Genomic DNA, 4,546 nt, shown 5'->3' with positions numbered 1-4,546 from the left:
AGGTCTGCGATCTGTTCTCCGACGAGGAATGCTACAACTACTTCAAAGCCGCAGGTTATGAGGTCGATTGAGTGCAACAGGCTCTAGACTGCTTTTCCGCGTATCCGGCCTTGGCTCAGCAACTGACATGACCCCGTGCTTGGCCGGGCGAGGCTGATCGCAAGCCCCTGGCGACTGGCCGGAAGCGCCTTGCATGGGCTGCCGAGCATGTGGCTGCCGTTCCGCTTGACTGCTTGCAGTCCGGGTGTCCGACAGGACGCCGGACCTTGGGCCGGTGGCTGCGCAGGACGCGGCGTGAGGCGGGGCAATGCCGCCGCTGTAAATTCGATTCCCGCCGTGTGATGGTGCATCCGGAAATCTGATTCGCGACGAACGATGATCGTTGACGCGCATATTGGTTCTTCGAGGAGGAATGACATGAGAACACTGGTGACACTTCTGGCGGGCCTGGCCATTGCGTCGCCCATGGTTGCCTTGGCGCAAGAGGCGCCCGGCACCATCAAGAAGGACGCCTATCGCTTCCTGATCGTGCCGAAGGTCGTCCATCCGTGGTTCGACAAGGTGAACGAGGGCGCCCAGATGGCAGCGGCTGCCATCGAGGCGCAGACGGGCGCGGATGTCGAGATCGTCTACTCGGCCCCCCAGACGGCGGATGTCGTCCAGCAGGTGCAGATCGTCGAAAGCGCGATCTCGACCCGGCCGGACGGGATCGCCATCGACCTTCTGGACCCGTCGGGCAACCGTGCGTCGCTGGAGGCCGCGCAAGGCCAGGACATTCCGCTGGTGATCTTCGATTCGGTTCCGCCCGAGGGCATGAAGATCCCCTATATCGGCTCGGACTTCTGCGAGCAGGCCAAGATCGCGTCCCGCCGGCTGGTCGAAATCCTGGGCGGCGAAGGCGAGGTCGCGATCATGATGGGCGTGCCCACGGCGCCGAACCACTCGATCCGCGCCGACTGCCACCGCGAGGTCTTTGCCGAACATCCCGGCATCAAGGTCGTGGCCGAGGGCATCGACAACGACAGCATCGAGATCGCGCAGCAGCAGGCGGCCGCGATCATGCAGGCGAACCCGAACCTGAAAGGCTGGGTCGCCTCGGATGCCGCCGGTCCCATCGGGATCGGACAGGCCATCATCGAGGCAGGCAAGGAAGGCCAGGTCACGCTGGTGGGCCTCGACAACCTGCCCGAGATGCTGGACATGATCCGTTCGGGCGTGGCCGACAGCTCGTCCGCATCCCAGCCGGAACTGCAGGGCTACTGGTCGGTGATGCTTCTGTGGGCGCAGGTGACCGGCGCGCCGGTGCCGGACTATCTGGACACCGGAAACGCCTTCCTGACGAAAGAGAACGTGGACGGTTGATTCAGTCGGCGGCCGGCCCTCGGGCCGGTTGCCTGCCTTCGGAGGATTCATGGCATATCTCGAAGCCAAGGGCCTGGGACGCGACTTTCCCGGCGTGACCGCCCTTGACGGCGTCGAACTGTCGATCGAACTGGGCCGGACCCATATTCTTGCTGGCGAAAACGGCGCCGGCAAATCGACGCTGGTGAAGATCCTGACGGGTACGGATCATGCCAGCCGCGGCACGATCAGCATCGACGGCCGCGATCCGTCCGCCCATCCCGAACTGTTCCGCAACATCGCCTATGTTCCCCAGGAGCTGTCGCTGTTCCCGGACGTGAGTGTCGCGGAAAACCTGTTCATGCCCTTTGACCGCACCGGCCATGGCGGGTTGGTCAACCGCCGCCGGATGCAGGCCGAGGCGCAGGAATACCTGGACCGCTTCGGGATCGAGGCGCGGCCATCGGATCTTGTCCGGCACATCTCGGTGCCGGACCAGCAGCTGCTGCAGATCGCCCGCGCCTCCACCAATCGCGACATGAAGGTGCTGATCCTGGACGAGCCGACATCGGCGCTGACCGCGCGCGAGGTCGACCGGGTGTTTCGCGTCATCCGCGGGTTCCTAGACCGCGATCATGCCATCGTCTTCATCTCTCACAAGATGGACGAGGTTTTCGCGATCGGCGACGACTACACGGTCCTGCGCAACGGGAAAAAGGTCGATGCCGGGCGTATCGCCGACATCGACGAGCCCGGCTTGATCCGTGCCATGTCGGGACGCGATGTCGCCATCGACGAACATTTCCGTCCCGGCTGCCCGGTGGCCGAGCCGATCATGCAGGTGGAAAGCCTGTCGGGCACGATGTTCGACAACATCAGCTTCACCCTGAGACGGGGTGAAATCCTGGGATTCGCCGGCCTGGTCGGCGCCGGCCGGTCCGAACTGATGCAGACGATCTTCGGCTTCCGCAAGGCGACAGGGGGCCGGGTGACAGTCGAGGGGCAGCACTGGCGGCTGAACGATACCGCTGCTTCGGTCGCGGGAGGCATGTTGTACCTGTCCGAGGAGCGCAAGCACCACGGCATCTTCCCGCTGCTGTCGCTGCGCGAGAACATCGGCATCTCGGTTCTTTCCCTGACCTCCGGTGCCTTCGGGATCGATGCCGGCAAGGAACGCGGCCTTGTCGGCCGGATCATCGCCGACTACGGCATCCGGGCCGCGGGGCAGGGACAACGCATGGCAACCCTTTCGGGCGGCAACCAGCAAAAGGCGATCATCGGCCGCGCCATGGCCACGACCCCGCGCGTCCTGATCTTTGACGAGCCCACCAAGGGCATCGACATCCGCACCAAGGCCGAAATCTATCGCATCATGAAGTCCCTGGCCGAAGAGGGCGTCGGCATCATCCTGATATCCTCCGAGATGACCGAACTGCGCCGCTGCGCCAGCCGCATCGTCACCATGCATGGCGGCCGGATCACCGGCGATTTCGATGCGGCCGCGACCGATACCGAAACGCTGGTGGGGGCCATCTTCGCCACCGACCTACAGGAACCTGCCCATGTCGTCTGACGCCCCTGCACCAAGCCCGTCCGCCCTGTCGATCCTGATCCGCAATCCCCTGGCCGGCGTCTTTGTTGCCCTGGTCGCCATCTTCGCCGTCTCGGCTGTCGTTTCCCCCTATTTCCTGACCGCCTACAACATGTCGGTCATCGCACGCGGGCTGGCCTTTGTCGGCCTTGTCACCATCGCGCAATCCTCGCTGATGATCCTTGGCGAACTGGATCTGTCGCTGGGCACCATTGGCGGCCTTTGCGGGGTCGTGTCGGGTATGCTGATGGTGCAGGCGGGACTGCCTTGGCCGGTGGCGCTGGTGCTGGCGTTGCTGCTGGGCATGGCGCTTGGCTTCGTCAACGGCTTTCTCGTGACCGCGCTGGGCCTGCATTCCCTGGTGCTGACGATCGGCACGGCCGGCATTTACGGCGGTGCGATCCTGGTGCTGACGAAAGGCGTCGCGATCACCGGCATTCCTGCCGGCATCCAGTTCCTGGGCCGGGGCGACATCCTGGGCGTTCCCGTGCCCTTTCTCGTCATGTTGGCGGTACTGGCCGTCGCGTTGTTCCTGACCGTCAAGACACCGATGGGCCGTTATATGTATGCGATCGGCAACAACGCGGCGGCTGCCCGGATGCTGGGCATCCGGGTAGACCGCATCAGGTTGCTCGTGTTCACCTTCGCGGGAATGCTCTCGGCGCTGGCCGGCCTGCTGATGGTCGCCCGCCTGGGCACCGCCCAACCGTCCATCGGCCAGGCCTGGGTCCTGGCTCCCATCGCGGCATCTGTCATAGGCGGGGTGGCGACGACCGGAGGCGTCGGCTCTCCGCTGGGCGCCATCTTCGGTGCTGGCATCATCGCGATCATCGAGAACATCATCGTTCTGTTCGGCGTCTCTCCTTACTGGCAAGGAGTGGTTTCCGGCGTGATCGTGGTGCTAGCCATTTCCTTCGACGCTCTTTCCCGGCGGTACCTGCGGAGGGAGAGCGTCTAGAGCTGCCTCGCCGATCTCCTTTGTCAGCGGCGCTTGTGTCGGCCAAGCGGAACCTGGTGAAGCCAGGCAGCCAACCGAATGCCTCGGCCGCCGTGCGCATGGCAGGCGCCTGGTGCGGGCGGCTTGTGTAGAACCGCAGCCGATCGCCCTTGGCGCCGCCTGCGTGCCAAAGGCCTTCTAAGTGGTGCCGGGACCCGCAAGGGGATCTTTCGCAACGGAACGCCACCACGCGTTGGGCTGCCTGCCACTGCCGGCAAAGCCTGTGCTTGTGCGAAAGCGTGCAGGCACACTTACCGGCTGCAGAGCCTTTGGTTCTAAGATTGGCTGAGATTGATGTCGCGCGCCGCTTCACCTTAACGACGCCGAGCCCTTTGTGTCAGAACCTCAAGCAACTAGTTTTCCTCGTCCCGACGAAGGGTGGTCCCGTAGTTTCAGGGTGGTCCAGAACGCCATTGTCACTTCACCCGATCATTTTGGCGCCGACCCGGTCTGCGGCGTCTACGGGTCGGACGGAGACGAACCGTACGCGGCGCATTGGCGCGACGATCAGATGGTTTCTCGACCTGTGGGGCTCTGTTGCACAAATTTCGTGAGGAATTCATCTTGCGAGTCCAGCTTGGTAGCTGTGATGTATGCGCAGACCCACACCTCCGACC

3 protein-coding genes are annotated in these 4,546 nt (G+C 63.9%); all 3 read left to right on the top strand.

The window, feature by feature from the left end:
• The first annotated feature begins 417 nt into the window (after positions 1-417).
• Genes J0F76_RS19955 through J0F76_RS19945 form a run of 3 tightly spaced genes read left to right on the top strand, consistent with a single transcriptional unit; the run spans position 418 to position 3,890 of the window.
• Positions 418-1,362, top strand: a complete 945-nt coding sequence (locus tag J0F76_RS19955) for a substrate-binding domain-containing protein (RefSeq protein ID WP_207472149.1) — start codon at positions 418-420, stop codon at positions 1,360-1,362.
• Between the two features lie 49 nt (positions 1,363-1,411).
• The gene (locus J0F76_RS19950) at positions 1,412-2,914 is read left to right on the top strand and encodes a sugar ABC transporter ATP-binding protein (protein WP_207472147.1); all 1,503 of its coding nucleotides are present in this window, start codon (positions 1,412-1,414) and stop codon (positions 2,912-2,914) included.
• Positions 2,904-3,890: an ABC transporter permease gene (locus J0F76_RS19945; RefSeq protein WP_207472145.1), complete on the top strand. Its 987-nt coding sequence runs from the start codon at positions 2,904-2,906 to the stop codon at positions 3,888-3,890. Before J0F76_RS19950 ends, J0F76_RS19945 begins: the two co-directional genes overlap by 11 nt.
• The last annotated feature ends 656 nt before the right edge of the window (positions 3,891-4,546 follow it).

It is taken from the genome of Paracoccus fontiphilus (assembly GCF_017356265.1).
Taxonomy (GTDB): Bacteria; Pseudomonadota; Alphaproteobacteria; order Rhodobacterales; family Rhodobacteraceae; genus Paracoccus; species Paracoccus fontiphilus.
This window is presented reverse-complemented; position numbering and strand designations above follow the sequence as displayed.